Below are 5,017 nucleotides of genomic sequence, written 5' to 3' on the forward strand. Positions count from 1 at the left end.
CGGGCCGTCTCCCGGACCGTGTCGTCCGCCCGGACGGCGTCCAACGCCTCGCGCAGCACGGCCTGTTCGTACGCGTCGGGTCCCGCGCCGCGCACGTGCGCCACGAAGTCCTCGGCGATCTGCTGGTCGTCGCGGCCCGCGAGTCGGCGGGCGTAGGACACCTCCGGGTCGCCGGGGGCGCGGTCGGGGTCGAAGACGAGGCTGAGGGTGTGCGGGAAGCGGTCGCCCAGGCGGGCCATGGGGTCGGCGGGGCGGACGGGGTCGGTGAGCGTGGCCTCGACCCAGGCCTCCCGGTGGCGCTCCAGGCCGGGGTCGGCGAGCAGATTCTCGAGCGTGCCCCGGATCCGGGCCAGCGCGCGCGGCACGGGGCAGTCGATCCGCTCGGCGGTGACCGCGCCGGCGGCGTCGAGGTCGACGAGCCACATGCTCTTGCGGTGTTCGGCCTCCGAGAAGGAGTACGGCAGCGGGGAGCCGGAGTAGCGGACGCGCTCGGTGATGGTCTGGCAGCCGTGCAGGTGACCGAGCGCGGCGTAGTCGACGCCGTCGAAGACCGAGGCGGGCACCGCGGCGACACCGCCGACGGTGATGTCCCGCTCGCTGTCGCTGGCCTGGCCGCCGGTGACGAAGGCGTGCGCGAGGACGACGGAGCGGGTGCCCGGCGCGCGGCCGGCCAGGTCGGCGCGGACCCGGTCCATGGCGGCGGCGAGGACAGTTTCGTGGGCCGCCTTCTCGAGGCCGAACTCGTCCCCGACCAGGGCGGGTTCGAGGTACGGCAGGCCGTAGAACGCCACGTCGCCGTGGGCGTCGGCGAGCACCACCGGCGTACCGCACGCGGACGGCTCGGTCCGCAGGTGGATGCCCGCTCGGTCGATCAGCCCGGCGCCGACGCCGAGCCGGCGGGCCGAGTCGTGGTTGCCGGAGATCATCACCGTGGGCACGCCCAGTGCGGCGAGGCGGTGCAGGGCGTCGTCGAACAGCTCCACGGCGGCGAGCGGGGGCACCGCGCGGTCGTACACGTCTCCCGAGACGACCACCGCGTCGACGGCGCGCTCGCGCACGGTCGCCACCAGGTGGCCGATGAACTCGGCCTGGGCGTCCAGCATGCTCACGCGGTGGAACGCGCGGCCCAGATGCCAGTCGGAAGTGTGCAGCAGCCTCATGATCCCCGCAGACTATCGGGCGGGTCCGACATCACGACCGGTTGCTCCCGTTTCGCCCGTGATGGAGGGCGCGGTGAGCGGCATTCGCACCTTTCACCCGTTCCGCCCGCCGCACACTCACACGTCTCCGTAGGCCTCGCCGCCCAGTTCGAGTTCCGCCGTGCCCTGGGTGGCGTCCGCGAGCCAGGCGCGGAACGCCTCCACGTCGGCGTCGGGCAGGCCGACCTCGAGGGTCACGGCCTCCGCGTAGCGCACGTCCCGCACCTCGCGCCCGGTCGCCCTGAGGTCGTTCTGCAGCTTGCCGGCCCGCTGGTGGTCGACGGTCACCGTGGCAAGCCTGAAGCGTCGGCGCGTGCGGGTACCGACCGCGTCCAGCGCCTCGCCCACCGCGCCGCCGTAGGCGCGGATGAGCCCGCCGGCGCCGAGCTTTACGCCGCCGTAGTAGCGGGTGACGACGGCGACGACGTACCGCATGTCGCGGCGCAGCAGCATCTGGAGCATGGGGACGCCGGCGGTGCCGCCGGGTTCCCCGTCGTCGCTCGCCTTCTGCACACCGGCGTCGGCGCCGATCACGTAGGCCCAGCAGTTGTGCGTGGCGTCCGAGTGCTCCTTGCGCACGGCGGCGACGAACTCCTGCGCCTCCCGCTCACTGCCCACGGGCGCGAGGGAACACAGAAACCGGGACCGGTTGACCTCGGTCTCATGCACACCCGCGCGGGCCACGGTGCGGTACTCGTCCTGCATCCGGCCAGCCTATGCGGACCCGGCGCGGCGGCTCGTCGCAGGTGGGCGCCGGTCGGGGTCAGGCGCGTTCGGCGCCCCTCGGGACGGTCAGGGCGATGAGGAGGGCGGCGCCGGGGGCGAGGGTGCGCCAGGTGACGCCGTACCAGACCAGGACGGCGATCGCGGACGTCGGGAACTTCGTCCGGAGCCTCTCCAGGGTGTCGTCCAGGCCGTCGCCCGCCAGTTCCAGGACCAGTTCCTCCAGGCCCGGGTTGTGCCCGAGGAGCAGCAGCGTCTCCACCTCGGGCGGCGTCTCGCGCACCACCTCCAGCAGAGTGCCGGCGTCGGCCGCGTACAGCCGCCGGTCGTGGCGCACCGGCGGCGGGGTGCCCCACTGGGCGGAGGCCAGGTCCCAGGTCTGGCGCGCCCGGCGCGCGGTGGAGCACAGCGCGAGGTCGGGCAGGCAGTCCGCCTCGGCGAGCGCCCGGCCGGCCGCGGGCGCGTCACGCCGCCCGCGGCCCGCGAGCGGCCGTTCGTGGTCGGCGACGCCCTCCGGCCGGGCGGACTTGGCATGCCGCAGCACCACCAGCCGCCGCAGCGGCCCGGAGCGGGCGCGGCGGATCACCTCACGGCTCCCGCCCGGCCGCCACGGACGCGGTCGCCCACCGGCCCGTCCGTCCGGCCCGCCCTGGTCGTCGGCGCGGCTCTCACGGTGCGTGTCCGAGGTCTCGGGTGAGGTCGAGACCGAGGAGGCGGTCGGCGTAGGCGTACGTCTCGAAGCGGGCGCCGTCCGCCAGGTCGGGCCGGGTGGCGACCCACTCCAGCACCCGGAGCACCGCCGGGACGTCGAGGTCGTCCTCCCAGGCGCCGCGCAGCCGGCCGCGTACGTCGTCGGGGATCGGCCGGGAGGGCCGCCGGGCCCAGCCCGCCACGGCGCGACGCCACTCCGTGAGGGTGCGGCGGGCCTCCCGCAGCGCCCGCTCATCGATCCGCAGAGGCTGCCCGTGGCGCCGGCCGAGCAGCACCAGCCGCCACACGGCGGGGTCCTCGGCGGCCGCGCGGGCTCCGGCGTCCGCGGCGGGGCCGTGACCGACGCCACCGGACACGGCCGAGCCGCCACCGGCGGCATCGGCGGCATCGGCGGACGCGCCCGGGCTGTCGCCGGCACCGGCGGGCGCGCCCGCGCCGTCACCGGCATCCGCCCGCGTGGCCTGGTCGGCGTCAGTGTCAGTGTCAGTGTCAGTGGACGTCGGAGTGAAGGTCACCGTCGCCTCGACGGGGGCCACGGCGACCAGGACGTCGCCGCCCGGGCCGCCCCGGCTCGCGCTGTCACCGCCACCCGCTTTCCGGCCGTCCGACGCCGCACCCTCGCCATCGCCATCACCCTCACGACCACTGCCGCTGCCGCCGCCGGTACCCGGAACCCCGTCCGTCGCCCGGCGGGCAGCCTCGCTCATGGCCGCCACCTGGACGACCTGTGCCTCCCCCAGGGCCGCGCCGAGGTCTCGGCTGTCCTCGAAGGGGCGGATGCCGAGGGCCTCGGCGCCCGCCCGCAGCTCGGCCTGCTCGCGGTCGCCGGTCAGCAGCGACCACACGGGCGTGCCGCCCAGTTCCAGCGCGCGTACCAGCAGGTCGGCGACCAGAAGCACCCGCAGACCCGACGCGTCGTAGCCGGAAGCGTGCGCCTCGACGCGGGTCAGCCCGCGGCGGGCGGGGGCGGGGTCGGCGGGCTCGCCGGTTCGGGCGTCGATGATGCGCAGCACGGCCCGAGCGTAGGCGGCCGGAGGGCCGCGCGCAGGTAGGTCGCACACATTCCGGACAGGGTGGCGCGCCCAGCCGGGGCGACGGGCCGGGGAATCGGCGGGTCCCGCGCGCTGTTGCGCAGTCCGGGACCCCTGGGCGGGTCCCTCCGTCAGTTCCCGAGGCTCGAGGAGATACGTGGTGTACGGCGACGCGGCGACGATCCGGAAGATCCTGACCGAGCTCGGTGACACCTGGGCGGTGGTGGGCCTGTCCTCCAACCGCGGCCGCGCCGCGTACGGCGTGGCGCAGGTGCTCCAGCGCTTCGGCAAGCGCGTGGTTCCCGTCCACCCGAAGGCGGAGACCGTGCACGGCGAGCGCGGCTACGCCTCCCTCGCGGACATCCCCTTCGACGTGGACGTGGTGGACGTCTTCGTCAACAGCGACCTGGCCGGCCGGGTGGCCGACGAGGCGGTGGCCAAGGGGGCGAAGGGGGTCTGGTTCCAGCTCGGCGTCGTCGACGAGGCCGCCTACGCCCGCACCCGCGCGGCGGGGCTGGAGATGGTGATGGACCGCTGCCCGGCGATCGAAATCCCCCGGCTTGTGTAACCTGTGTCACGCTCTTCTTGCATATCGAAACTGAATAGAGACATTCCGTCACCTGCCTTGACCTGTGCAAAGTCCACGCAAAGGTAGCCCCCCTGGAAGAGTCAAATTTCCGGGGACGGGCTTCTGTTCAAGGGGCCTCCATTCCTAGTCTGAGCCGCCATTGTGCGTTAATCCCCTGTTCAGAAACTGAGAGGCCCCTTGACATGGTGAAAGTGGACCATGCAGCCCCCGACGTCACACGTGACCGGACCGGTCTGCGGCGCGACGTCGGTCTGATCGGACTGATGTGGGCCTCGGTGGGGTCCATCATCGGCTCCGGCTGGCTCTACGGCGCCGAGAAGGCCGTCGTGATGGCAGGACCCGCGGCGATCATCTCGTGGCTGATCGGCACGGTGGCCATCGTCCTGCTGGCCCTCGTGCACGCCGAGCTCGGCGGCATGTTCCCGGTGGCCGGTGGTACGGCCCGGTATCCGCACTACGCCTTCGGCGGACTTGCGGGCATGTCGTTCGGCTGGTTCTCCTGGCTCCAGGCGGCGACCGTGGCCCCGATCGAGGTCGAGGCCATGATCGGCTACGCCGCGCACTGGGACTTCGCCAAGGGCTTCCAGCACGCCGACGGCACCTTGACGACCAGCGGCTTCGTCGTCGCCGTCGTCCTGATGGCCGTCTTCGTCGCCGTCAACTTCCTGGGTGTGCGGGTACTGGCCCACACCAACAGCGCGGCCACCTGGTGGAAGATCGCCGTGCCGCTGGCCACGATCTTCATCATCGCGATCGGCCACTTC

5 protein-coding genes and 1 pseudogene are annotated in these 5,017 nt (G+C 73.7%); 2 read left to right on the forward strand and 4 right to left on the reverse strand.

Features of this window, described 5'->3' with window-relative positions; translation table 11 throughout:
- The 4 genes and pseudogenes from IE249_RS08245 to IE249_RS08265 all read right to left on the reverse strand — a co-directional run.
- On the reverse strand, positions 1–1,160 hold a 1,160-nt coding region (locus IE249_RS08245; RefSeq protein WP_189704190.1), incomplete at its 3' end, for an exonuclease SbcCD subunit D.
- 117 nt (positions 1,161–1,277) lie between these two features.
- Complete coding sequence (locus IE249_RS08250) at positions 1,278–1,904, reverse strand: YigZ family protein (RefSeq protein WP_189704105.1); 627 nt, start codon at positions 1,902–1,904, stop codon at positions 1,278–1,280.
- Positions 1,905–1,962: 58 nt separating this feature from the next.
- Complete coding sequence (locus tag IE249_RS08255; protein WP_189704106.1) at positions 1,963–2,508, reverse strand: SixA phosphatase family protein; 546 nt, start codon at positions 2,506–2,508, stop codon at positions 1,963–1,965.
- Between the two features lie 796 nt (positions 2,509–3,304).
- Positions 3,305–3,646, reverse strand: a pseudogene (locus tag IE249_RS08265) (hypothetical protein); the annotation flags it as partial.
- 178 nt (positions 3,647–3,824) lie between these two features.
- Between IE249_RS08265 and IE249_RS08270 the strand changes: the two are divergent.
- Together IE249_RS08270 and IE249_RS36630 are read left to right on the forward strand one after the other, a co-directional pair.
- Positions 3,825–4,232, forward strand: coding sequence for a CoA-binding protein (locus IE249_RS08270; RefSeq protein WP_189704191.1), 408 nt, complete (start codon positions 3,825–3,827; stop codon positions 4,230–4,232).
- Positions 4,233–4,435: 203 nt separating this feature from the next.
- The coding region (locus tag IE249_RS36630) for an APC family permease (RefSeq protein ID WP_229857809.1) at positions 4,436–5,017 on the forward strand (582 nt) is incomplete at its 3' end.

It is taken from the genome of Streptomyces anandii JCM 4720 (assembly GCF_014650655.1).
GTDB classification, from domain to species: domain Bacteria; phylum Actinomycetota; class Actinomycetes; order Streptomycetales; family Streptomycetaceae; genus Streptomyces; species Streptomyces anandii.